The organism is Streptomyces sp. NPDC050211, assembly GCF_040656035.1.
In the GTDB taxonomy this organism is placed as follows: domain Bacteria; phylum Actinomycetota; class Actinomycetes; order Streptomycetales; family Streptomycetaceae; genus Streptomyces.
The window spans coordinates 19,429-43,248 of sequence record NZ_JBFALC010000068.1 but is presented as its reverse complement, the minus strand read 5'-3'; the positions used below and the strand labels follow the sequence as shown (position 1 = coordinate 43,248).

The window sequence follows — 23,820 nt, the reverse complement described above, 5'->3', positions numbered from 1 at the left end:
ATGGTTCGGTGGCCCGGCTTGCGCAGAGTCCGCGGGCGCCTCCGGCCCTCCTTGCTTGCGCAGGACCAACAGCATGCCGCTCGGCCCGGCGGCCGTCCACGGGCGCGCGCCCTGCGGGCGGCATGGGCCGGTCTACGGCCCGTTCGTCGGATAGCCGTCGTGAGCGGCCAGGTCCTCGTCGATCCGCTCCGCCGCCGCGTCCAGGGTGGACTTGACGGGAGCCCCGTCGAGCATGATCTTCGCGAAGGCCCGGGAGAAGGCGTCGGTGATCACCGGATAGGCGGGGGTCTGTGGCCGGGGGCGGGCGAATCCTCCCCGCAACTGCTCGAGGAACAGGCGCTCGGCGCCGCCGGGTGCGTATTTCGTGGAGAGCTTCAGGGCACTGTTCGTGGCCGGGATCGCCCCGTTGGCCACGGTCATCCGGTGCACCTGCGCGGGCTCGAGCAGATACGAGAGGAAGCGCCAGGCCGCGTCACCGTCGGTGGCGTCCGCCGGGATGCCCCACTGCCAGGAGCCCATGCCGGTGACGGTGCCCGAGCCGAAGTCGGGCAGCGGAACGATCGTGACGTCACCGGGAAACGCCTTGTCGAACTCCCCGTACACCCAGTGCCCGCACCAGCTGATCGCGCTGCGGCCCGTCACGAACGCCCGGTCGTCCTCGACCAGATCGACGAGCCCTTCCTCGACCCAGTTCCGCATCGTGGTCAGCGCCTTGACCGACTCCGGCCCGTTCACGTGGCCGTCGGCCGTGCCTCCGCTCCGGGGGTCGATGAGCTCGCCGCCCGCCGACCACACGGCGGGCGCGAAGCCGTACGTGTTCCACTCCTCGCCCGGTGACGCGTCTACGAGCCGGAGGTCGAGCGGGGCCTTGTAGCCCTGCTCGCGGAGTTCGCGGAGGATGCCGGTGAGTTCGGTGGCCGTCCAGGCATCGTCGGGGCCGGTCGGGATGCGTGCCCCGGCCTCCTTCAGGGCCGACGTACGCACGCACAGCCCGAGGCCCGAGTCGAAGGTGCCGACGCCCCACAACCGGCCCGCGTAGCTGCCCTGTCGGCGGATCGAGGGCAGCAGATCGTCGCGGACGCCGTCGGGGACGCAGGAGTCGATCGGCTTGAGCTTTCCCGACCAGGCGTAGCTGTACAGGTTCGGCCCGTCGAAGTCGAGCAGGTCGGGCAGGTCGCCGCTGGCCGCGGCCGACAGCACCAGGTCGGTGTAGGGGCGGTTCTCCGGCAGCGTGACCAGCTCGACCCGCACCTGCCGCTGCGCCTTGTTGAACTCGCTGACCTGCGCCTTCAGCGTGCTGAGCTCACCGCTCGGCCCGGCGTGGAACCACACCCTGAGGTGCACGGTCCCGTCGATCTTCCCGTCACAGGTGGTGTCCTTGCGCGCCGAGCGCCCGTCATCCGACGAGCCGCCGCCTCCGTCGTCGCAGGCGGCCAGCAGCAGCGCGGCGCACAACGTCCCCGGCGCCAGGACACCTCGGACCCGGCGGACGCCGGGCCACGCGCGCGTGGCCGTGCTTTCGTGCGACACCTTCGTGGCGTTCATGACGCACCCCCTCACCGGGCGACACGGGCCTCCCCAGGGTGCCCGTCATGCTACCGCCGGTCGGCGGGCGACTGCGCTGGGTGAGTCCGAACCGTCTCGTCCGGCACGGGACTTCAGCACTTTCCGGCTAGCAGGAAGGCGCAGCCGCCCCTGGGTTGGCAATCTGTGCCCATGACCTTGCGCTGTCTCCTCGTCGATGACAGCGCCCGGTTCCTGGAGGCGGCACGCGCCTTGCTGGAGCGGGGTGGTGTACGGGTCGTCGGTCTCGCCACGACGGGCGCTGAGGCGCTCACGCTGGCCCAGCAGGCGGCACCGGACGTCGCGCTGGTCGATCTCGACCTCGACGGCGAGAACGGCTTCGACGTGGCCCGGCTGCTGAGCGGCAAGGTACCCGCGGTGATCCTGGTCTCGACCCACTTCCGGGAGGACTTCCAGGAGCTCATCGCGGCCAGCCCCGCGCGCGGGTTCCTGCACAAGTCCGCGCTGTCCGTCCGCGCGATCCAGGAGGTCCTCGGCAACGACGGCTCCGGCGCGCCGACTTGACGTCGGGGACGGCAACCCGGCCGGGACCGCACCGTCCGTTCCGCATGAGGTGTTGTCGGGACTTGGTCAACACGCTTCAATGCGGGGGAACTCGGGGCCGTGAACGCAGGCGTACGGATGTGAAGACTTCCCCGGCGCCGACGGGGGTGGCCCCCTGACAGCCTGCGCGACCGGTCTGACCAGCCGTTGAACATTCGACAGAAGGGCCCCTGCATGCCGCACGCCACCCAAGCCGCGGACGTCGCCGCCGCCGAACTGGACACGGCCCTGCGAGGCGGCCCGTTCCACGTCGCGCTGCGCGCCGCGATCGCCGCCCGTGGACTGCCGCTGCAGCGCGTGCAGCACCATCTGTCCCGCTACGGCGTCAAGGTCGGTGTGACGAGCCTGAGTTACTGGCAACAGGGGGCACGCCGCCCGCAGCGCCCCGAGTCGCTGCGGGCCGTGCGGGCGCTGGAGGAGATCCTCGGGCTGCCGGAGGAGTCCCTGATCCGGCTGCTCGCCGACACCGACGAACCCTCCGCCGGGCAGCGGTCCGCCGGCCGCTCCTACCGCTCGTTCGTCGAGGCCTCGGGCGTCCTGGAACGGCTACTGGCCGAGCTCGATGCGCGGCCCGAGGGCGGGCTGCATGCCCTCGGGCACCACGAGCGGGTACGCATCGGGGCGCACCGCGAACTCCAGGGCCGCGAGTCGCACCACATCGTGCGCGCCCACCGGGACGGCGTCGACCGCTTCGTCGCCGTCCACCACGGCGACGAAGGGTGCGCTCCGGAGCGCATGACCGTGCACGCCCTGGAGAACTGCCGCACGGGGCACGTCCGTTGGGATACCGCCACGGGTGTGCTCGTGGCCGAGCTGCTCTTCGACACCCGGCTGCGGGCCGGCGACACCTTCCTCTTCCGGTACGGCGTCGAGGACGGCACCGCCGGTGTGTCCCGCGAGTACGTCCGCGGGTCCGGGCCGGCGGGCGGCCAGTACGCCCTTCAGGTGCGGTTCGACGAACACGCCCTGCCGGTGCGCTGCCACCGGTTCCATCAGCACTCGCCGGCCGCGCCCCGCAGCGGCCGCCAGGAGCTGGCGCTCAGCGGACGGCACCACTCGGTGCACATCGTCGAGCCACGGGTGCGGACGGGGATGGTGGGGATCGGGTGGGACTGGGAGTGAGGGGGCGGGGCTGAGGGCGGGCTGTGCTGGGGGCGAGATTCGGTCGGGGTGGGCTGCCGTTCGGTGGGTGCGTAAACGTTTGCGCAAGCGTTTACGTCCGCCGACGGATGGGATACCTTCCCGGTCGGAGGGCCCGCGCGGGCTCGGGAAGGGGAACGGGACGTGCCGACCATGGCCGATGTCGCACGGAGCGCCGGCGTGTCCGTGGCGACGGTCTCGCACGTGCTGAACGACACCCGGCCGGTGCTGCCCCACACCCGTCAGGCAGTCCTGGACGCCATAGAGGAGCTCGGCTACACGCCGAACACCCTCGCCCGCTCGCTGGTCACGTCCCGCACGCGCTCGATCGGGCTCGCGGTGTCGGCGATCAGCAACCCGTACTTCACGGAGATCCTCCAGGGTGTCGAGGCCGGGGCCCTGGAACACGGCTACAGCCTGCTCATCGCCGATCCGCACGACGACCCCGGCCATGAGCGCAAGGTCGTCCAGCTCCTGCATGAGCGACGCGTGGACGGCATGATCGTCGCCCCTTCCGCGGACCCGCGTGAACTCCTCGCGTACCTCGACCGGCACGCCGTACCCACCGTGCTCCTCGACCGGGTGGTCGACGCGGACGGGGCGCCGCGCTTCGACCAGGTCTGCGCCGAGAGTGCGGCACCGACGACGCGGTTGGTCAGCCATCTCGCCGAGCTGGGCCACCGGCGTATCGGCCTGGTCGCGGGCCTGCCCGGGCTCAGCACCACCGCCGAGCGGATCACCGGCTACCGGCACGGCCTCGCCGCCGCCGGGCTCCCGTACGACGAACGCCTCGTCGTGCATGGCGACTCCGAGTCGGCGGGCGCCGAGCGGGCCACCGCTGCCCTGCTGTCGCTCGGCGCACCGCCCAGCGCGCTGGTCACCGCCAACAACACGATGACGCTCGGCGCCCTGCGCGCGCTGCGCGCCCACGGCCGGTCCGTGCCCGACGACATCGCGCTGTGCTGCTTCGACGACTTCGCCTGGGCGGACCTGTTCTCGCCCCGGCTCACCGCGATCGCCCAGCCCAGCAGGGAGATCGGCGCCCAGGCGGTCCGGGTGCTGCTGGACCGCCTCGCCTCGCCGGATCGGCCCGCCCGGACCGTACGGCTCGACTGCACCTTCGTCCACCGCACCTCGTGCGGCTGCGCCGAGCAGCCCGGACAGCCCCGCACGCCCGAGAAAGGAACCGTCTCGTGATCGTCGTCGCCGGTGAGGCCCTGATCGACCTGGTACCGCAGGGCCGGGGCGCCCTCGCGGGCCTGCAGCCGGCGCTCGGCGGCGGCCCCTACAACACGGCGGTCGCCCTCGGCCGCCTCGGCTCCCCCACTGCCTTCTGCTCCCGGACGTCGTACGACGCCTTCGGCGATGCGCTGCTCGACGGGCTGCGGCAGGCGGGCGTGGACGTGTCGGCCGTGCAGCGCGGCGCCGAACCGACCACCCTCGCGGTCGCCACGATCGACGGGAACGGCTCGGCCGCCTACTCCTTCTACGTCGAGGGCACCGCCGACCGTCTCTTCGCCGTGCCCGACCGGCTCCCCGAGTCGGCCCGCGCGGTGTCCTTCGGCACCTGCTCGCTCGTGCTGGAGCCGGGCGCGACCGCGTACGAGGAGCTGATGCGCACCGCGTCCGCGCAGGGCGTGTTCACCGCGCTCGACCCGAACATCCGCGCCGGGCTGATCCCTGATGCGGACGCCTATCGCGCCCGCTTCAAGAGCTGGCTGCCTTCGGTGTCGCTGCTCAAGCTCTCCGAGGAGGACGCGCTGTGGCTGGGCGGCACCCCGCGCGAGTGGCTGGCCGCGGGGCCCTCGGCGGTCGTGATCACGCAGGGCGGCGACGGGCTGACCGCCTTCACCCGGGACGGCGCGGTGCACTCCGTGCCGGGCCAGGTGGTCGATGTCGTCGACACGATCGGCGCCGGCGACACCGTGAACGCGGCCCTGTTGCACGGCCTGTCCGCATGGGACGCCCTGTCTCCGGAGGCGCTCACGAAGGTGGGCGCCGAGAGCTGGAGCCGACTGCTGCGGTTCGCGGCGCGCGCGGCGGCGATCACCTGCTCACGGGCGGGGGCGGAGCCGCCGTACGCCTCTGAGCTGGGTGATCTGTAGCGGGTTTCCGCTGCGGTGCCGCCCGGCCGGGAGCCGGGCGGCACCGGTGAGTCCGCTCAGGCCTTGCGGGCCCGAGTCGTCTTCTTCGCGGGCGCGGCCTTCTTGGTGGCGCCGGCCGCCTTCTTGGTCGCCGTGTTGTTGGCGGTCCTGGCCGTGGCCGTCTTCTTGGCGGTCGACTTGGCCGCGACCGTCTTCTGGGCCGCCGCTCTGCGCGGAGCCATGACATCGGCCGCGTCGCTGATGCGGTCGGCGCCGAGGACCCCCTGCAGGAACTTGCCGGTGTGGCTGGTGGGAACTCCGGCGACCTCCTCGGGCGTGCCCTCGGCGACGACGAGACCGCCGCCCGCGCCGCCCTCGGGACCCATGTCGACAACCCAGTCGGCCGTCTTGATCACGTCGAGGTTGTGCTCGATGACGATGACGGTGTTGCCCTTGTCGACCAGGCCGCCCAGCACGGTCAGCAACTTGCTGATGTCCTCGAAGTGCAGACCCGTCGTCGGCTCGTCCAGGACGTAGACCGTGCGTCCGGTGGAACGCTTCTGGAGCTCGCTGGCGAGCTTCACACGCTGGGCCTCACCGCCGGACAGGGTGGTCGCGGACTGGCCGAGACGGACGTAGCCGAGACCGACGTCGTGCAGCGTCCTGAGGTGGCGGGCGATCGCGGGGACGGCCTCGAAGAAGTGCAGGGCCTCCTCGATCGGCATGTTCAGGACCTCGGCGATGGACTTGCCCTTGTAGTGGACCTCCAGGGTCTCCCGGTTGTAGCGGGCGCCGTGGCAGACCTCGCACGGGACATACACGTCCGGGAGGAAGTTCATCTCGATCTTGATCGTGCCGTCGCCCGCGCAGTTCTCGCAGCGACCGCCCTTGACGTTGAACGAGAAGCGGCCTGGCTGGTAGCCGCGGACCTTCGCCTCGGTCGTCTCGGCGAACAGCTTGCGGACGTGGTCGAAGACGCCGGTGTACGTCGCCGGGTTCGACCGCGGGGTGCGGCCGATGGGCGACTGGTCGACGTGTACGACCTTGTCGACGAGGTCGTCACCGTCCACGCGCGTGTGCCGCCCCGGAACGCTGCGGGCACCGTTGAGCTCGCGGGCGAGGTGCGTGTACAGGATGTCGTTGACCAAAGTCGACTTGCCGGAGCCGGACACGCCCGTGACGGCGGTGAACACGCCAAGGGGGAACGAGACGTCGATGTCCTGGAGGTTGTTCTCGCGGGCGCCGTGCACCGTGAGCCGGCGCGTCGGGTCGTGCGGACGCCGGATGTCGGGCAGCGGGATGGACTTCTTGCCGGACAGGTACTGCCCGGTCTGCGACTCGGCGTTGTCGAGCAGCTCCTTCAGGGAACCGCTGTGCACGACCTTGCCGCCGTGCTCACCGGCGCCGGGGCCGATGTCGACGATCCAGTCGGCGACCTTGATGGTGTCCTCGTCGTGCTCCACGACGATGAGCGTGTTGCCCATGTCGCGCAGCCGGACGAGGGTCTCGATGAGCCGGTGGTTGTCGCGCTGGTGCAGGCCGATGGACGGCTCGTCGAGGACGTACAGGACACCGACGAGGCCGGAGCCGATCTGGGTGGCCAGGCGGATGCGCTGGGCCTCGCCGCCGGAGAGCGTGCCGGCCGCGCGGTTCAGCGAGAGGTAGTCCAGGCCGACGTCGACCAGGAACCGCAGCCGCTCGTTGACCTCCTTCAGCACGCGCTCGGCGATCTTCTTGTCGCGGGCGCTGAGCTTCAGCTCGCCCAGGAAGTCGGCGCAGTCACTGATGGACATCGCGGAGACCTCCGCGATCGACTTCTCCATGATCGTGACCGCGAGGACGATCGGCTTCAGGCGCGTGCCCTCACAGGTGGGGCAGGGCACCTCGCGCATATAGCCCTCGAAGCGCTCACGGCTGGCGTCGCTCTCGGCCTCGCCGTGCCGGCGCTTGACGAAGGGGACGGCGCCTTCGAAGGGCGTCGTGTAGACGCGCTCGCGGCCGTACCTGTTGCGGTACCGCACCTCGATCTGCGTCTTGTGGCCGTACAGCAGTGCCTTCCTGGCGCGCTGCGGGAGCCCGGCGAAGGGGATGTCCGTCCGGAATCCCAACGCATCCGCGAGGGCGCCGATCAGGCGGCCGAAGTAGTCCTTGGTGTGGCCGTGCGACCAGGGGTGGATGGCGCCCTCGTCGAGGGACTTGTCCTCGTCCGGGACGATCAGCTCGGGGTCGACCTCCATGCGCGTGCCGATGCCGGTGCACTCGGGGCAGGCGCCGAAGGGCGAGTTGAAGGAGAAGGAGCGGGGCTCCAGCTCCTCGAAGGACAGGTCGTCGTACGCGCAGTACAGGTGCTCCGAGTACATGCGCTCGCGCTCGGGGTCGTCCTCGGGGAGGTCGACGAAGTCGAGCACGACCATGCCGCCGGAGAGGCCGAGCGCGGTCTCGACGGAGTCGGTGAGACGGCGCTTGGCGGAGTCCTTCACCGTGAGGCGGTCGACGACCACCTCGATGGTGTGCTTCTCCTGCTTCTTCAGCGTGGGCGGGTTGGAGAGCTGGATGGTCTCGCCGTCCACCCGCGCGCGGGAGTAGCCCTTGGTCTGGAGATCGGCGAAGAGGTCGACGAACTCGCCCTTGCGCTCGCGCACCAGCGGCGACAGCACCTGGAAGCGGCTCCCCTCCGGCAGCTCCAGGACCTTGTCGACGATGGCCTGCGGCGACTGCCGCGTGATCGGGCGGCCGCACTCGGGGCAGTGCGGCTTGCCGATGCGGGCGAAGAGCAGGCGCAGATAGTCGTAGACCTCGGTGATGGTGCCGACCGTGGAGCGCGGGTTGCGCGAGGTCGACTTCTGGTCGATGGAGACGGCCGGGGACAGGCCCTCGATGAAGTCGACGTCCGGCTTGTCCATCTGCCCGAGGAACTGGCGGGCGTACGAGGACAGGGACTCCACATACCGCCGCTGGCCCTCGGCGAAGATGGTGTCGAAGGCCAGCGAGGACTTGCCCGACCCCGACAGGCCCGTGAAGACGATGAGCGAGTCGCGCGGCAGGTCGAGCGAGACATTCTTGAGATTGTGCTCGCGCGCGCCACGGACGATGAGACGGTCGGCCACGCCGGTCCGCACCTTTCTTGAGAGAAGTGACAGGGGCGAGGCCCCCGTGCTTTCTCAGACTAGGGGGAGCCACTGACAACGCCGGGTCGGATTCTCGAAGGCATAACAATCCCGGGCCATCCAGCATGCCCGACGCCGCTCCCGACGATATAGCACGGGCTTTCGATTTACGGCACACGTTCACCACCTTCACCCAAAGGTGTGGCGGGGTTAGGGTCAGCACCATGATTGATCACGCTCGTGACCTGGTGTCTGTACGTGACGCGACGGAGCGGCTGCTCAGCGCAGCTGTCAAGCTGGACGACGCGGCGGTGACCGAGCCGTCACGGCTCCCCGGCTGGACCCGTGGCCATGTCCTCGCCCACCTCGCCCGCAATGCGGACGCCCTCGTGAACGTGCTCCAGGGCCGGCCCATGTACGTCTCCGGCGAGGCCCGGGACGCCGACATCGAGCGGGACGCCCCGCGCCCCCTCGACGTCCAGCTCGCCGATGTGCGGGACAGCGCCGCTCGCTTCCAGGAGGCGGGGGCCGTGCCCGCGGACTGGTCGCGCACGGTGGAGCTGCGGGGCGGAGTGACCGATTCGGTGTCCCGGGTGCCGTTCCGGCGGTGGGCCGAGGTGGAGCTGCACCATGTGGACCTCGGGATCGGGTACGAGCTGGAGGATCTGCCGGAGGAGTTCGTCGAGCGGGAGATCGACTTCCTCGCGGCGCGGTTCACGGGCCACGCCGACGTGCCGCCCACCCGCCTCACGAACGGCACGCGCGCGTGGAGCACGGGCCGGGAGGCTGGTGCACCGGACATCACCGTCACAGGGAGCCGGCCCGACCTGCTCGGCTGGCTCGCCGGGCGCCGGGACGGCTCCGGGCTGACCGTGGACGGCGGCCCGCTGCCCGCACTGCCCCCGCTGTAGGGCGCGATCGGTCCTCCGGCACCTCCCCCCTATAGGCTGCCGCCATGACGTACAGCGGAGAGGTGACGGTCGGCGGCCCGGCGGACGTGCACGAGCTGAAGGACCTGATGATCACCAAGATCGCGGTCGGTCCGATGGACAACAACTGCTATCTGCTGCGCTGCCGGGCCACGGACGAGCAGCTGCTGATCGACGCCGCCAACGACGCGGAGACGTTGATCGGCATGATCGGTGACGACGGCATCGCGTCCGTCGTCACCACGCATCAGCACGGGGACCACTGGCAGGCGCTCGCCGAGGTCGTCGCGGCCACCGGCGCCCGCACCTACGCCGGCCGGGACGACGCCGACGGCATCCCCGTGCCGACCGACGTCCTGGTCGACGACGGCGACACCATCCGGGTGGGACACGTGGAACTCACCGCGCGCCACCTGGTCGGACACACGCCGGGCTCCATCGCCCTCGTCTACGACGACCCGCACGGACATCCCCACGTCTTCACCGGCGACTGCCTCTTCCCGGGCGGCGTGGGCAACACCCGCAAGGACCCGAAGGCGTTCGCCAGCCTGATCCACGACGTCGAGACGAAGATCTTCGACGCCCTCCCGGACGAGACCTGGGTCTACCCGGGGCACGGCAACGACACGTCCCTGGGCGCGGAGCGACCGCATCTGCCGGAGTGGCACGCGCGGGGGTGGTGAGGGCAGGCGTGGACGGCGCGCGCACCCCGTGTGAACCTTTCACACGCGCCGGAGCCCTGCGCACGCTCCCCGCGTACGTGGTTGCGCAGTCAACTGGAAGCAGCCCCGCGCAGGATGACGGCTCCTGCGCGGCAGGGCCGCCGGTCCTTCGATCCCCGCCCTCGGCCGGCGGCCCCGGCGTATGCCTCAGACGGGGTGCCGTGATCGTGGAAGCGGGGCGGCGGTAAGGGGCGGGCGCCCGGCCGACGGGACTTACGCCTCGGTCTGTGCCGCGCCGAGGAGCGCGGCGACCCGCTCCACTCCGAACACATACCCCTGGACCCCGCAGCCTGCGATGACCCCGTTGGCGCGCAGCGAGACATACGAGTGGTGCCGGAACGACTCGCGCTGGTGGATGTTGGAGATGTGGACCTCCAACACCGGCATGCCGTCACAGGTGTTGAGGGCGTCCAGAATCGCCACCGACGTGTGCGAGTAGGCGCCGGGGTTGATCACGATGCCGCAGTGGTTCAGCCGCGCCTCGTGGATCCAGTCGACCAACTCACCCTCGTGGTTGGACTGCCGGAAGTCCACCGTGCCGCCGTGCGCTGCCGCCGCCTTGGCGCACTTCGCCTCGACGTCGGCGAGTGTGTCGGAGCCGTAGATCTCCGGCTGGCGCTGGCCGAGCAGGTTCAGGTTGGGGCCGTTGAGGATCATGATCGGGGCGTTGGCCAGGGTGCGGGGCACGGTTCCTCCGGTCCGTCACGGGTGGGGCGATCCGTCGAGGACCGCTGCTCGGACCCGGTTTATCACGGTGCACCGACAGCGCGACCCGCTCTACCCTCCCTGGATGACGATCTCGTACCCGCCCAAGCCGTCGCCGGGTGACCGTATCGCCGTGATCTCGCCGTCCGCCGGTCTCGCCGGGCTCTTCCCGCGCCCGTACGAACTGGGCCTGGAACGGCTGCGCAAGGAGTTCGGCCTTGAACCGGTCGAGTATCCGGCGACCCGGAAGATGGGCTCGACGCCCAAGGAGCGCGCCGACGACATCCACGCGGCCTTCTCCGACCCCGACATCAAGGCAGTCATCGCCTCGATCGGCGGCGACGACCAGATCACCGTACTGCCGCTGCTGGACCGGGAGTTGATCCGGGCGAACCCGAAACCGTTCTTCGGGATGAGCGACAACACAAACCTGCTCGCGTATCTGCACAACACGGGGATCGTCGGCTACCACGGCGCGTCCGTGATGGTCGAGCTGGGCCGTCCCGGCGCCATGCACCCGCAGACCGCCGACTCCCTGCGGGCAGCGCTGTTCACCTCGGGCGAGTACGAACTGCGGCCCGCCGAGCACTGGCGGGACATCGACCGCGACTGGGCCGATCCGGCTACCTTCGACGCGCAGCCGGAGACCCGGCCGGGCACCGGATGGACCTGGCGGAACGCCGATCAGGTGGTCGAGGGCCGCAGTTGGGGCGGCTGCCTGGAGATCCTGGGCTGGCTGCTGATGGCCGACCGGGAGATCTCGCACGACCTCACGGAGTACGACGGCGGAGTGCTGCTGCTGGAGACCTCGGAGGATCTGCCGAGCAGCGACGAGGTCTTCCGCACGCTGCGGAACATGGGCGAGCGCGGGCTGCTCCAGCGGTTCGCCTCGCTCCTGATGGGCCGGCCCAAGACATGGTCCTTCGCGCACCCCAACAGCCCGGAGGAGAGCGCGCGTTACGCCACCGGGCAGCGCGAGGCGGTGGTGCGGGCGCTGGAGGCGTACGCCCCCGACCTTCCGGTGGTCTTCGATGTGGACTTCGGACACACCGATCCGCAACTCGTCATTCCTTACGGAGGCACGATCCGCGTCGACGGCCCGGCCCGGCGCATCACTGTGACGTACTGAGGGACGTCCCGCGCCCCCGCGCGCTCCCGTAACCGTTGATCACCGTGGGTAGTTGACGCGGCATGCACGATGTACGCACCGTAAGGGCACCCTCCATGCTGCGGCTCGCGACCGCCTCACTCGCCGGGACGGCCATCGAGTTCTACGACTTCTTCGTCTACGGGACCGCGGCGGCGCTGGTGCTGGGTCCACTGTTCTTCCCGACGTTCTCACCGGTGGCGGGGACGCTGGCCGCGTTCGGCACGTTCGGCGTGGGCTTCGTCGCCCGGCCGCTCGGCTCGGTGCTGTTCGGGCACATCGGGGACCGGCACGGCAGACGTCCGGTCCTGGTCGCGTCGCTGCTCCTCACCGGCGCTTCCACGGTCGCGGTCGGCTGCGTGCCGACCTACGACACGATCGGTGTGGCGGCTCCCGTGCTGCTTCTCGTCCTGCGGTTTCTGCAGGGCCTCGGGCTCGGCGGGGAGTGGGGCGGGGCCGTGCTGCTGACGGCGGAGCACGCGCCCGCCGAACGGCGCGGGCTGTGGTCGAGCTTTCCGCAGGTCGGTCCGGCGCTGGGGTTCCTGCTCGCCAATGGCGTGATGCTGGCGCTGTCGGCGACGCTGACCGACGCGCAGTTCGCGACCTGGGGGTGGCGGGTGCCGTTCTGGGCGGCCGGAGTGCTCGCCGTGGCGGGGCTGTGGCTGCGGTCCTCCCTCACCGAGAGCCCCAGTTTCCTGGAAATCGACGACCACGCGCGCGTGCCGCTCGCGGAGGTGGTGCGTGACCACTGGAGGCTCGTCCTGCTGACCGCCGGTGCGCTCGCGGTGGGGTACGCGATCTTCTACGCCGTGACGACCTGGTCGCTCGCCTATGCGACGGAGCGGCTCGGGGTGAGCCGTACCGTCATGCTGACCTGCATCATGGCCGCCGTGGTGGTGAAGGGAGCCCTCACGCCGGTGGCGGCACTGCTGGGCGACCGCTGCGGCCGACGGCCCCTGTGCCTTGCGGGGTGCGCTGCCGCCGCCCTGTGGATGTTCCCGATGGTCGCGCTGCTCGCCACGGGGGCGCCGCTGCTGATGTTCCTCGGCTTCCTGGGGGCGATGCTCGCGTTCATCACGATGTTCGCCGTGATCGCCGCGTATCTGCCGGAGCTGTACGAGCCGCGGGTGCGGTGCACCGGCGCCGCGGTGGGCTACAACCTCGGTGGGGTCCTCGGCGGCGCGCTGACGCCGATCGTGGCGACCGCGCTGGCCGAGCAGAGCGGCCGTGTGCCATGGGGCGTGGCCGCGTATCTGACGGGGATCGCGCTGCTCAGCCTGGGCTGCTTCGCGCTGCTGCCGGAGACGCGCCCGGTGCGGGTGGTGGCGAAGGAGGCCGCTGTGCCATGAGTCGATGAATCGCCTTATGGATTGATCGCCAGCTCCAAGTACGCCGCGAACAGCACCAGATGGACCCCTCCTTGGAGTGGCGTGGCCCGTCCTGGCACGACCGTCAGGGAGCTGACCACCACGGTCAGTGCGAGCAGCACCATGTGGGTGGAGCCGAGGCCGAGGACCAGCGGCCCGGACAGCCACACCGACGCCAGCGCGACGGCGGGGATGGTCAGGCCGATGCTGGCGATCGCGGAGCCGAGCGCGAGATTCAGGCTGGTCTGCACCCGGTCGCGGCGGGCGGAGCGCAGCGCGGCGATGGTCTCGGGAAGCAGCACGAGCAGCGCGATGATCACACCCACGACGGCGTGGTGCAGTCCGGCGGCGGCAACGCCGGACTCGATGGTCGGCGACACCCCCTTGGCCAGGCCGACCACGCCGATCAGGGCGAGGCCGAGCAGTCCCAGGCTGACCCCGGCGGCACGGGCGGACGGCGCGTCCGCGTGGTCGTCGGCGGTGATCACCTCGCCCTGCCGGGTGATCGGGAGGAAGTAGTCACGGTGCCGCACGGTCTGGGTGGCGACGAACAGGCCGTACAGGATCAGCGACGAGAGCGCGGCGAAGGTCAGTTGGACGCCGGAGAATTCGGGGCCGGGCCTGCTCGTGGTGAACGTCGGCAGGACCAGGCTGAGCGTGGACAGCGTGGCGACCGTCGCGAGAGCGGCGCCGGTGCCTTCGGGGTTGAAGACGGCCGTTCCGTGACGGATCGAGGCGACCAGGAGGCACAGGCCGACGATGCCGTTGCAGGTGATCATCACGGCCGCGAAGACCGTGTCCCGGGCGAGGGTGGAACTCTTGTCGCCGCCGTCCGCCATCAAGGTGACGATCAGGGCGACCTCGATGATCGTGACGGCGACGGCGAGAACGAGGGAGCCGAAGGGCTCCCCGACCCGGTGGGCGACGACTTCGGCATGGTGGACGGCGGCCAGTACGGCGCCGGCCAGCACCAGCGTCACCATGGCGACGACAACGCCGGGCAGGTCTCGGCCCCAGGTGAGAATCAGCAGGATCGCGGCGAGCACCGGCACGAGGAGCGTCCACTGTGTCGTGAGCGACCTGAGCCGAGCGATCATGCGGTGATCGTCGCAGAACGGGACAGGCCACGCATTCCGGTTCCTCGGCCGGGCCCCGTGCTCCGGCCCGGCGGGGCCCTCCGGAGCCGCCGGGCTACTTGAGCTCGCGCATGTCCAGCACGTCGCAGTTGGTGTAGGTGCGTTCACCGATGCTCAACGCGCCCAGTTGCTCCGCCAACTTGGCCGTCTCGGGGTCTTCGCTGTTGCGCATGGCGTCGTCGTACGAGTCGAACTCGAGCACGGCGAGGTAGCGGCGGGGGTTGTCGCGGTCCTTCAGGAGCATGCGGTGTGTCGGGCCGCCGGCTTTGCCCGCGTTGCGCTGGGCGAACTCCTGGAGCTGCTGCTCCATTTCCTCAAGGCGCTCGGTCTCGAAGCCGATGATCTGCACGAACTTCATGGGTGCCTCCACCCGGACGCGGCGTCCCCGGGGCGGGGAACGCGCTCAAGACCCAAACAAGCACCGGGAGCGGTGCCCGGCAATTCGCCGCGCACCGCTCCCGGTGATGGTTGTTTCTACGCCCGAAGCGGTCAGGCTTCGATGTCGGCCTTCGGAGCGCCTTCGGCCTCCTTCTGCGCCTCCTCGGCCGCCGCCTGCTTCTTCGACGCCCGCAGACTGGTGATCGTGGTCACGATGAGGACCGAGCAGATCACGCCGAGCGAGACGGGGATGGAGATCTCGGGGACATGGACCCCGGACTCGTGCAGGGCGTGCAGCACCAGCTTGACGCCGATGAAGCCGAGGATGATCGACAGGCCGTAGCTGAGGTGGACCAGCTTCTTCAGCAGGCCGCCGATGAGGAAGTACAGCTGCCGCAGACCCATCAGCGCGAACGCGTTGGCCGTGAAGACGATGTACGGGTCCTGGGTCAGGCCGAAGATCGCGGGGATCGAGTCGAGCGCGAACAGGACGTCGGTGGAGCCGATGGCGAGCATCACGACCAGCATCGGGGTCATGACCCGCTTGCCGTTCTGCTGGATCCACAGCTTGGTGCCGTGGTAGCGGTCGGCCACACCGAAGCGGCGCTCGGCGGCCTTGAGGAGCTTGTTCTCCTCGAACTCCTCGTCCTCCTCGTCGGCCCGGGCATCCTGGATCAGCTTCCAGGCGGTCCAGATCAGGAAGGCGCCGAAGATGTAGAACACCCACGCGAAGCTGGCGATGATCGCGGCGCCCGCGGCGATGAATATCGCGCGCAGCACCAGGGCTATGAGCACGCCGACGAGCAGCACGCGCTGCTGGTACTGCGTGGGCACGGCGAACTTCGCCATGATCAGGACGAAGACGAAGAGGTTGTCGACGCTCAGCGACTTCTCGGTGATGAACCCGGCGAAGAACTCACCGGCAGGCTGTCCGCCGCCGAAGACGGCCAGGCCGAGCCCGAAGAGGCCGGCCAGGACGATCCAGACGATGGTCCAGATTCCGGCTTCCTTGATGGATACGTCGTGCGGCTTGCGGCCGATGAAGAAGTCGACCGCGATGAGGGCGGCAAGCCCCAAGATCGTCAGGACCCATAGGGTCACGGAAACATCCACTGCGCCTCCGGCAGTACGTAACGGCAAATGTCAGCGTCGTCGCTGCCGGAGGTCTCTTCCACCCAAGTGGGCCGACGCCCCGGGATCTGGCCTGATCCGTATTGACGGGTACGCCGCAGTAGACAGGGAGTACTCCCCTCCGCACCAAAAACACTACCCCAATCACCAAGGAAAGGTAAAGCGCTTGGCAAAAGAAAGGCCAAAAGACCTGGTCAGATAGGCTTTACCTGTGCTTGGTGCGGGCTATGGCGACCTGGGTGAGCACCTGCTGGAGCACCTCGCTGCCGTGCGGTACGAGGCACGGCTCGTACGTCCACGCGTGGCCGACCCACGGGTCGGCGAGGTGGTCGTCGGGTACCGGGGTGAGTCGCATCAGCGAACGCCACAGCGGGTCGAGCAACGGGCCGTAGGCGCTGGCCTCCTCGCGATCGGCGACCATCATCAGATGGACGCCGACGGCCGGTCCCTCGTCCGCGAGGTAGCGCAGCTGGGTCACGGCCCGGTCGTCGAAGCCGTGCGGGAAGTCATTGACGATGAGGAGTTGCTCGGAGGTGTCGAAGCCGGGCGGGAGCGAGTCGGCCGCGCCGCCGCGCACCGCCATCTGCACCAGATCGACGCGCTGGGTGAGCCGGGCGAGGACGTCCGACACACCGGCCGCCCCGATGGCGGGCGGCGCGGCGAGCACGCCGGTCTGCACGAGCGGCGCGAGCGCCTGTGCTCCCGAACCGGCGGGGTCGATGGCGTGCACGGTGAACTCACCCGCCGGATAGACGGCGAGCAGCCGGGCCGCATGCGCCACCGCCGTCTCCATGGCCAACTGCCGCAGGTCATGGGAGTCGTTGTACACATCGTCGAGCGATCCGGACCGGCCGCTGTCGATCCACAGGCCCCGCTCCAGCGGCAGCCTGACCAGCATGGGTATGCGCAGCTCGGGGCACTCGGGCAGATGCAGATCGCCGAGGCGCAGGGCCATGGGGATCTCCATCGGCACCCGGTAGCCGTGCCACACCGGATTGTCCCAGCGGGCGAACGCCAAGGGCAGCGCCGGCTCGACGACTTCGATCTCGGCGGTGAGCTGGGCGAGGTCCCGGTCGAGGGCCGTCCTGGCCTGGTCGACGAGCTGAGTGTGCTTGGCCCGTGCGGTCTCCCGCGCGGCGTCACCCTGTCCCCCGATCCGGCTGCGCGGGTCGGACAGCACCTGGTCGAGTTCCTTCTCCATCCGCGAGTCGGCGAAGTCGACGGCGCTGCGGTAGGCGGCCGTGGTGCGGGCCAGGTCCTCGAACATGCCCCAGACCTGGTTGTAGAGCCGCTCCTCCATGGACCAGCCGGTCGCGTCACCCGCGACGGGCCGGGCGGGCTGCCCCGGCTGGGCCGGGGGTGCGGCCGGCGGGGGCGGGGGCGGGGCCGCGTTCTGCCGGCGTGGATGGCTGTAGTCGATCGGGCCGACGCCGGACCCGGATGGCTGGGTGGAGGCCGAGGGGTCCACCGATCCGGTGGGGTAGCCCTGCCGGGGCTCCGGGGCGCCCTGAGCGCCGTACGGAGAGCCGGTCTGGTCCGGGCCGAGGGCCGGTGCGGCCGCCTGCCGGGAGCGGTCGCCGTCCGAGGTGCGCGGTGCCTGCACCGAGCGGGCCACGCCCTGGGCCACCGCCTCGTTGATGCCACCGGCGAGCTGGTGGGCCTCGGGCAGGCCCTGGTCGGCGAGAAGCTCGGCGAGGCCGCCGGCGTACCCCTGGCCGACGGCACGCACCTTCCAGGCGCCCTGCCTGCGGTACAACTCCAGGGCGACGACGGCCGACTCGGCCTCCAGGCCGGTGATGGTGTAGCTGGCGATCTCGGTGCCGTCGAGTCCGGTGACCGCGACGAAGGGGGCGGCCACGGCGCCGAACTGGACCGGGCCTCCCACCCCGGAGGGCAGGGCGAGCAGCACACTGACCCGATGCACGGCCTCCGGCACGGCGTCGAGGTCCACCGCGAGACGATGGTCGGCGGCCGCCTGCCGGGAGACCTCCAGGCCCGGCAGGGTGGGTGTGCCCGGGTGGGCCACCCACTCGACGCCCTGCACCTTGCCGCGCTCGTCGCTGAGCGTGGCTCCGGCGACGATCGGCTTGCCGGCCGAGACCCGGATCTCGAGGCGGGCCTGGGAGAGCGGGTGGTTCTGCCCCCGCACCAACTCGGCCGTCATGCCTGCGTCCCCCTGTGCTTCATCGTGTCGTGTGCCGCCCGCAGGCGCGTTACAGGTGCGGCAGGATCGCCGGCATCAGGTCCTGGAAGGTGCGGCCGTTGGCCTGGGTGCCCAGCGCCGTCATCGTCCAGCCCGGGCCGTTGCGGTGCACCTTCGCCATGATCTGGGCCGTGTAGGCACCACCGCCGGCGAGCGTGTAGCGGGCGAGCTCCTCGCCGTTGGTCTCGTCGACGATGCGGCAGAACGCGTTCTGCACTTCCTGGAAGGTCTGGCCCGTGAAGGAGTTCACGGTGAAGACGATCTGGTCGATGTGGACCGGGACACGCGCGAGGTCGACGAGGATCGCCTCGTCGTCGCCGCCTTGGCCGACGCCGCCGACCAGGTTGTCACCGGTGTGCCGCACCGAGCCGTCGTCGCTCACCAGGTGGCGGAAGAAGACGACGTCGACCGGCTGCTTGTCCGCGAACAGCACGGCGGAGGCATCGAGGTCGATCTCCCGGGTACGCGAGCCGAAGAGGCCGCGCCGGGGAGCCGCCTGCCAGCCGAGACCCATGCGCACCGAAGTCAGGCTGCCGCCGTCGTTCTTCTGCAGACTGATGGCCTGACCCTTGGTCATGTTGACGGTCACGCGCTGATTCCCCTCTCGAGCTGTCCCCTGTTGCCGCGGAGTCCGCGGATGACGTGAACCCTACGCAGAGCCACTGACAGTGACGTACCCCGGTCCGTACTTTGTGTCGGTCTTGCAACACAGCGCGTTCGACGCCAGGTCAGGACAGCCCGGCCTCCCGCATCTGGCGCAGTTCCTTCTTCATCTCGGAGACCTCGTCGCGCAGCCGGGCCGCGATCTCAAACTGGAGGTCGGCGGCGGCGGCACGCATGCGCTCGGTCATCTCCTCGATCTGCCCGGCGAGCTCGGCCGCCGGACGGTCGGTCGGCACCGTCTCCTTGGCCTTGCCCTTGGCGGACTTGCCGCCCTTGGCCGCCTTGGCGCCGAGCGAGGGCACGGGGGCCTTGGCACCCTTGCCGTCCGTCATCTTGCGGTAGCCCGAGCCGAGGAGCTGTTCCGTGTCGATGTCTTCGCGGGCGATCTGCGCGACGATGTCATTGATCTTCTTGCGGAGCGGCTGGGGGTCGAGGCCCCGCTCCTTGTTGTACGCGACCTGCTTCTCCCGTCGGCGGTTGGTCTCCTCGATGGCCTTCTCCATCGCCGGGGTGATCTTGTCGGCGTACATATGGACCTGGCCGGAGACGTTGCGCGCCGCGCGGCCGATGGTCTGGATCAGGGACGTCCCCGAGCGCAGGAAGCCCTCCTTGTCGGCGTCGAGGATGGCCACCAGGGACACCTCGGGCAGGTCGAGGCCCTCCCGCAGGAGGTTGATGCCGACGAGGACGTCGAACTCGCCCGAGCGCAGCTCGCGCAGCAGCTCGACGCGGCGGAGGGTGTCGACGTCGCTGTGCAGATAACGCACCTGGATGCCGAGTTCGAGGAAGTAGTCCGTGAGGTCCTCGGCCATCTTCTTGGTGAGCGTGGTGACCAGGACGCGCTCGTCCTTCTCGGTGCGCTTGCGGATCTCGTGCACCAGGTCGTCGATCTGGCCCTCGGTGGGCTTGACGACGACCTCCGGGTCGACGAGGCCGGTGGGGCGGATGATCTGCTCGACGAAGCCGTCCCCGCGCGAGAGCTCGTACTTCCCCGGAGTCGCGGACAGGTAGACGGCCTGGCCGATGCGCTCCTGGAACTCCTCCCACTTCAGGGGGCGGTTGTCCAGCGCGGAGGGCAGCCGGAAGCCGTGGTCGACGAGGGTGCGCTTGCGGGAGGCGTCGCCCTCGTACATGGCGCCGATCTGCGGGACGGTGACGTGCGACTCGTCGATGACGAGCAGGAAGTCGTCCGGGAAGTAGTCGAGCAGGGTGTTCGGCGGGGAGCCGGGCTCGCGGCCGTCGAAGTGCATCGAGTAGTTCTCCACGCCGGAGCAGGAGCCGATCTGGCGGAGCATCTCGAGGTCGTACGTCGTGCGCATCCGCAGCCGCTGGGCCTCCAGGAGCTTGCCCTGCTTCTCCAGTTCCGCCAGGCGCTCCCCGAGTTCCTTCTCGATGTCGTTGACGGCCCGCTCCAGGCGCTCGGGCCCTGCGACGTAGTGGGTGGCCGGGAAGACGTACAGCTGGTCGTCGTCGCTGATGATCTCGCCGGTGACCGGATGGAGCGTGGACAGGGCCTCGATCTCGTCACCGAACATCTCGATGCGGACGGCCAGCTCCTCGTAGACCGGGAAGATCTCGATGGTGTCGCCGCGGACGCGGAAGGTGCCGCGGGTGAAGGCCATGTCGTTGCGCGTGTACTGGATGTCCACGAAGCGGCGCAGGAGCTGGTCGCGGTCGAGTTCGTCGCCGACCTTGAGGGGGACCATGCGGTCCACGTACTCCTGCGGAGTACCGAGGCCGTAGATGCAGGAGACGGAGGCGACCACGACGACGTCACGGCGGGTCAGCAGCGAGTTGGTCGCGGAGTGGCGCAGTCGCTCGACCTCCTCGTTGATGGAGGAGTCCTTCTCGATGTAGGTGTCCGACTGCGGGACGTAGGCCTCGGGCTGGTAGTAGTCGTAGTACGAGACGAAGTACTCGACGGCGTTGTTCGGCAGCAGTTCCCGGAACTCGTTGGCCAGCTGGGCGGCCAGTGTCTTGTTCGGGGCCATCACCAGGGTGGGCCGCTGAAGCTTCTCGATCATCCACGCGGTGGTGGCGGACTTGCCGGTGCCGGTCGCGCCGAGGAGGACCACGTCCTTCTCACCGGCCTCGATGCGCCGGGCTAGCTCGGCGATGGCCTGCGGCTGGTCGCCGCTGGGCTGGTAGGGGCTGACGACCTCGAAGGGCGCCACCGTGCGTTCGATGCTGGAAACGGGCCGCATGGGATCCACCGTACGACCCCCCACTGACAACGCGGCCTGATCACCTGTTCTGTGGGGTGCGGGAACTCCGGCCGCCCACTCTGCGGCGGGTGCGGATCATCGGGCGCCGGGTGGTGTGCGGGAGGGTGGAGTGGGCCGGGATTCCGGGCTTGTTCTCGACGGGGACCCCTGCGGGCTTCCCCATCACCATGAGCGGGTCGAACATCACCACGACGCCCGCGAGGAGGAGGAAGGCCAGCGGGCCGACCATGATGGGCGCGAGGATGCCGGCCGGCGAGTCTCCCGAGGTGGGGGCGCTCGCGGTGTGGACGTGGACCTTGAGGGCGGCCATGCCCGTGTAGTGCATGCCGCTGACGGCGAGTCCCATGACGAGGCTCGCCCCCACGCTCCACATGAACCCTCTGACCTGCCCGGCGGCCCACAGGGCGGCGGTGGCCGCGACCATGGCGATGACGACGGACGCGGCCACGGTGAAGGTGTTGTACTCCAGGTTCCCGTTGAGGCGCATTCCGGCCATGCCCAGATAGTGCATGGAGGCGATGCCCAGGCCGGTGATGGTGCCTCCGGTGAACAGAGCCGTTCCCCGAGCGCCCTTGTAGCCGACTATGAAGATCCCGATGCCCACCATGACGATCGCGACGCCCAGGCTGGCGAAGGTCGTCAGCATGTCGTAGCGGATCGGCGCACCGACGACGGTGAAGCCCATCATCGCGACGAAGTGCATGGTCCATATGCCGGAGCCGATCGCGGCCGAGCCCAGGGCCAGCCATCCCGGTCTCCAGGACTGGGAGACCAGCATGGACCGTGTGGTGCAGCGCAGACCGAGCGCACCGCCGAGGCAGGCCATCAGGTAGGCCACCAGCGGTGTGACGAGTCCGTAGCTGAATCCGTCGACCGTGCCCTGCATGCGCGGCTGCCCTTCCACCCTCTTACGTCCCGGACCTACATGAAAAAAGCCCCCCATCCCAGGACCACCGACGAGCGGTCAAGGTTGTGGTGGAGAGTATGTCTCCACCCGGAACGGTCGAACGATTATCCGGCAAAGAAACACGCCCTTGCCGCACTTGTGCGGCATCAGTGAGCGGAGTCGGGCAACTTCATTCAACCTGTGGCCATTCTGTACCCCTCCGCTGTTGACCCTCCGCTGTCACAGTCGATCTGTCCGTGATCGCCTCGACGCGAGGAGTACGCATGCACGCGCGCGCAGTCGCCACCGCGAGCACCGCGGTGGTCCTGGGCACCGCCGCCCTCCTGCTCCCCACCTCCGGTGCGCAGGCCGACCCCACCGCCGAGCCCCCGACGGTCATCGCGCACCGCGGGGCCTCCGCGTACGCGCCCGAGAACACTCTGGCCGCCATCGACAAGGCGGCCGAGCTGGGCATCGACTGGGTCGAGAACGACGTCCAGCGCACCAAGGACGGCGAGCTGGTCGTCCTGCACGACGACAGCCTGGCGCGTACGACCGACGTCGAGGACGCCTTCCCGGGCCGGGCTCCCTGGAAGGTGAAGGACTTCACCGCGGCGGAGATCGCCCGCCTCGACGCGGGCAGCTGGTTCGACCCCGCCTACGCGGGCGCGCGCGTGCCGACGCTGCAGCAGTACGTACGGCGCGTGGAGCACCACGACCAGAAGCTGCTCCTGGAGATCAAGAACCCCGGGCTGTATGCCGGCATCGAGCGGGAGACCCTCAAGGTCCTCGGCAACGAGGACTGGCTGGACCAGCGGCACCTCGCCGGCCGGCTGATCGTGCAGAGCTTCAGCGCGGACAGCATCCGGACCGTCCACGAGGTCAAGCCCGCCGTCAAGACCGGCTTTCTCGGCACGCCGTCCGTGGCGGCCCTTCAGGAGTACGCACGCTTCACCGACCAGATCAACCCGTCCTACCTCACGGTTTCGACGGGCTACGTCTCCGCCGTCCACGGGTTCACCGGCCCGCACGGCAAGCCGCTGGAGGTCTTCACCTGGACCGTCGACGACGCGCGGACCGCCCGCCGGGTCGCCGGGTACGGCGTCGACGGCATCATCACCAACAAGCCGGACGTGGTGCGGGACGCGGTCAAGGGGTCCTGAGTTCTGCGCGGCCGGGGCGTTGTCAGTGGCGGACCGTACGGTGGAGCGCATGGACAGCCATGGGCAGTACGAGCAGCAGGTCGTGTGGACCGTCGTCGGCACCGACATCGGTCCGCTGCTGCTGGCCGCGACCCGCGACGGCCTGGTCAATGTCGTGTTTCACGCCACGGACGCGGTGCGCGACAAGGCCCTCGACCGGCTCGGGTCCCGGCTGGGCAGCGAGCCCGTCGAGGCACCGGACTCCCCGCTGCTGGCCGAGGCGATACGGCAGTTCAAGGCCTATTTCGCGGGTGAGCGGCGCGACTTCGAGCTGCCGCTGGACTGGTCGCTGATCTCGGGGTTCAACCGGGAGGTGCTGCGCGAGCTGGCCTCCGGCGTGCCGTACGGAGCGGTCGTCGGCTACGGCGATCTCGCGGGGCGGGTCGGTCAGCCCGGCGCCGCCCAGGCGGTCGGAATGGCAATGGGCTCCAATCCCCTGCCGGTCGTCGTGCCCTGCCACCGGGTCGTGGAGAGCGACGGCGGCATCGGGGGGTTCGGGGGCGGCCTGGAGACCAAGCGGCGGCTGCTGGCGCTGGAGGGGGTGCTGCCCGAGCCGCTGTTCTGAGGCTTCGGGCGAACACGCCTCTCCCAAGGCGAGCCGACGGTGGGCCCTTTACTCCGGCCCTGCGCGGAGGCTGGCCGGGAGGCGGAGCCGGTAGCAGACTCCG

At 70.0% G+C, this 23,820-nt stretch carries 20 protein-coding genes; 10 read left to right on the top strand and 10 right to left on the bottom strand.

The features are described from left to right. Positions 1-132 precede the first annotated feature (132 nt). Positions 133-1,545, bottom strand: coding sequence for a sugar ABC transporter substrate-binding protein (locus AB0I98_RS41180; RefSeq protein WP_362950886.1), 1,413 nt, complete (start codon positions 1,543-1,545; stop codon positions 133-135). Positions 1,546-1,716: 171 nt separating this feature from the next. Here AB0I98_RS41180 and AB0I98_RS41175 point away from each other — a divergent pair, with 171 nt between their 5' ends. The 4 genes from AB0I98_RS41175 (at position 1,717) to AB0I98_RS41160 (ending at position 5,372) form a co-directional block, all read left to right on the top strand. Then, entirely contained in the window at positions 1,717-2,088 is a 372-nt protein-coding gene (locus tag AB0I98_RS41175; protein ID WP_362950884.1) for a response regulator, read from the top strand. 213 nt (positions 2,089-2,301) lie between these two features. After that, on the top strand, positions 2,302-3,249 hold the full coding sequence (locus tag AB0I98_RS41170) for a hypothetical protein (protein WP_362950882.1): 948 nt from the start codon (positions 2,302-2,304) through the stop codon (positions 3,247-3,249). A 162-nt stretch (positions 3,250-3,411) separates the two neighbouring features. Then, positions 3,412-4,464, top strand: coding sequence for a LacI family DNA-binding transcriptional regulator (locus AB0I98_RS41165; RefSeq protein ID WP_362950880.1), 1,053 nt, complete (start codon positions 3,412-3,414; stop codon positions 4,462-4,464). Next, on the top strand, positions 4,461-5,372 hold the full coding sequence (locus tag AB0I98_RS41160; protein WP_362950878.1) for a carbohydrate kinase: 912 nt from the start codon (positions 4,461-4,463) through the stop codon (positions 5,370-5,372). The genes AB0I98_RS41165 and AB0I98_RS41160 overlap by 4 nt, the downstream gene beginning before the upstream one ends. 56 nt (positions 5,373-5,428) lie before the next feature. Here the strand turns inward: AB0I98_RS41160 and uvrA are convergent, their stop codons facing one another. After that, positions 5,429-8,458 (bottom strand): excinuclease ABC subunit UvrA, encoded by a 3,030-nt coding sequence (gene uvrA / locus AB0I98_RS41155; RefSeq protein ID WP_362950876.1) that lies wholly within the window; start codon positions 8,456-8,458, stop codon positions 5,429-5,431. Between the two features lie 224 nt (positions 8,459-8,682). On the opposite strand from uvrA, the gene AB0I98_RS41150 reads away from it, so the two are divergent. Both AB0I98_RS41150 and AB0I98_RS41145 read left to right on the top strand, forming a co-directional pair. Then, complete coding sequence (locus AB0I98_RS41150; RefSeq protein WP_362950874.1) at positions 8,683-9,369, top strand: maleylpyruvate isomerase family mycothiol-dependent enzyme; 687 nt, start codon at positions 8,683-8,685, stop codon at positions 9,367-9,369. A gap of 44 nt (positions 9,370-9,413) precedes the next feature. Continuing rightward, positions 9,414-10,070 carry an MBL fold metallo-hydrolase gene (locus AB0I98_RS41145; protein WP_362950872.1) on the top strand — a complete coding sequence of 219 codons (657 nt, stop codon included), beginning with the start codon at positions 9,414-9,416 and terminating at the stop codon, positions 10,068-10,070. Between the two features lie 252 nt (positions 10,071-10,322). Here AB0I98_RS41145 and aroQ read toward each other — a convergent pair whose 3' ends face one another. After that, on the bottom strand, positions 10,323-10,796 hold the full coding sequence (aroQ, locus tag AB0I98_RS41140; protein WP_362950870.1) for a type II 3-dehydroquinate dehydratase: 474 nt from the start codon (positions 10,794-10,796) through the stop codon (positions 10,323-10,325). A 103-nt stretch (positions 10,797-10,899) separates the two neighbouring features. On the opposite strand from aroQ, the gene AB0I98_RS41135 reads away from it, so the two are divergent. Then, positions 10,900-11,943 carry a S66 peptidase family protein gene (locus AB0I98_RS41135; protein WP_362950868.1) on the top strand — a complete coding sequence of 348 codons (1,044 nt, stop codon included), beginning with the start codon at positions 10,900-10,902 and terminating at the stop codon, positions 11,941-11,943. Positions 11,944-12,005: 62 nt separating this feature from the next. After that, entirely contained in the window at positions 12,006-13,310 is a 1,305-nt protein-coding gene (locus AB0I98_RS41130) for an MFS transporter (RefSeq protein WP_362950866.1), read from the top strand. Between the two features lie 14 nt (positions 13,311-13,324). Here the strand turns inward: AB0I98_RS41130 and AB0I98_RS41125 are convergent, their stop codons facing one another. From AB0I98_RS41125 to AB0I98_RS41095, 7 genes are all read right to left on the bottom strand, one after another. Further along, positions 13,325-14,425 (bottom strand): ionic transporter y4hA, encoded by a 1,101-nt coding sequence (locus AB0I98_RS41125; RefSeq protein WP_362950864.1) that lies wholly within the window; start codon positions 14,423-14,425, stop codon positions 13,325-13,327. 94 nt (positions 14,426-14,519) lie between these two features. Next, positions 14,520-14,822, bottom strand: coding sequence for a hypothetical protein (locus AB0I98_RS41120; protein ID WP_328366670.1), 303 nt, complete (start codon positions 14,820-14,822; stop codon positions 14,520-14,522). A 131-nt stretch (positions 14,823-14,953) separates the two neighbouring features. Next, positions 14,954-15,955, bottom strand: coding sequence for a TerC/Alx family metal homeostasis membrane protein (locus AB0I98_RS41115; RefSeq protein WP_362950861.1), 1,002 nt, complete (start codon positions 15,953-15,955; stop codon positions 14,954-14,956). A gap of 223 nt (positions 15,956-16,178) precedes the next feature. Further along, the gene (locus AB0I98_RS41110; protein WP_362950859.1) at positions 16,179-18,137 is read right to left on the bottom strand and encodes a TerD family protein; all 1,959 of its coding nucleotides are present in this window, start codon (positions 18,135-18,137) and stop codon (positions 16,179-16,181) included. A gap of 49 nt (positions 18,138-18,186) precedes the next feature. After that, positions 18,187-18,765: a TerD family protein gene (locus AB0I98_RS41105; RefSeq protein ID WP_210575856.1), complete on the bottom strand. Its 579-nt coding sequence runs from the start codon at positions 18,763-18,765 to the stop codon at positions 18,187-18,189. Between the two features lie 139 nt (positions 18,766-18,904). Then, the gene (gene uvrB, locus AB0I98_RS41100) at positions 18,905-21,043 is read right to left on the bottom strand and encodes an excinuclease ABC subunit UvrB (protein ID WP_362950857.1); all 2,139 of its coding nucleotides are present in this window, start codon (positions 21,041-21,043) and stop codon (positions 18,905-18,907) included. A 40-nt stretch (positions 21,044-21,083) separates the two neighbouring features. Continuing rightward, entirely contained in the window at positions 21,084-21,950 is an 867-nt protein-coding gene (locus AB0I98_RS41095; protein ID WP_362950855.1) for an MHYT domain-containing protein, read from the bottom strand. A gap of 284 nt (positions 21,951-22,234) precedes the next feature. On the opposite strand from AB0I98_RS41095, the gene AB0I98_RS41090 reads away from it, so the two are divergent. Next, positions 22,235-23,113: a glycerophosphodiester phosphodiesterase family protein gene (locus AB0I98_RS41090; RefSeq protein ID WP_362950853.1), complete on the top strand. Its 879-nt coding sequence runs from the start codon at positions 22,235-22,237 to the stop codon at positions 23,111-23,113. 49 nt (positions 23,114-23,162) lie between these two features. Then, positions 23,163-23,717 carry a methylated-DNA--[protein]-cysteine S-methyltransferase gene (locus AB0I98_RS41085; RefSeq protein WP_362950851.1) on the top strand — a complete coding sequence of 185 codons (555 nt, stop codon included), beginning with the start codon at positions 23,163-23,165 and terminating at the stop codon, positions 23,715-23,717. The last annotated feature ends 103 nt before the right edge of the window (positions 23,718-23,820 follow it).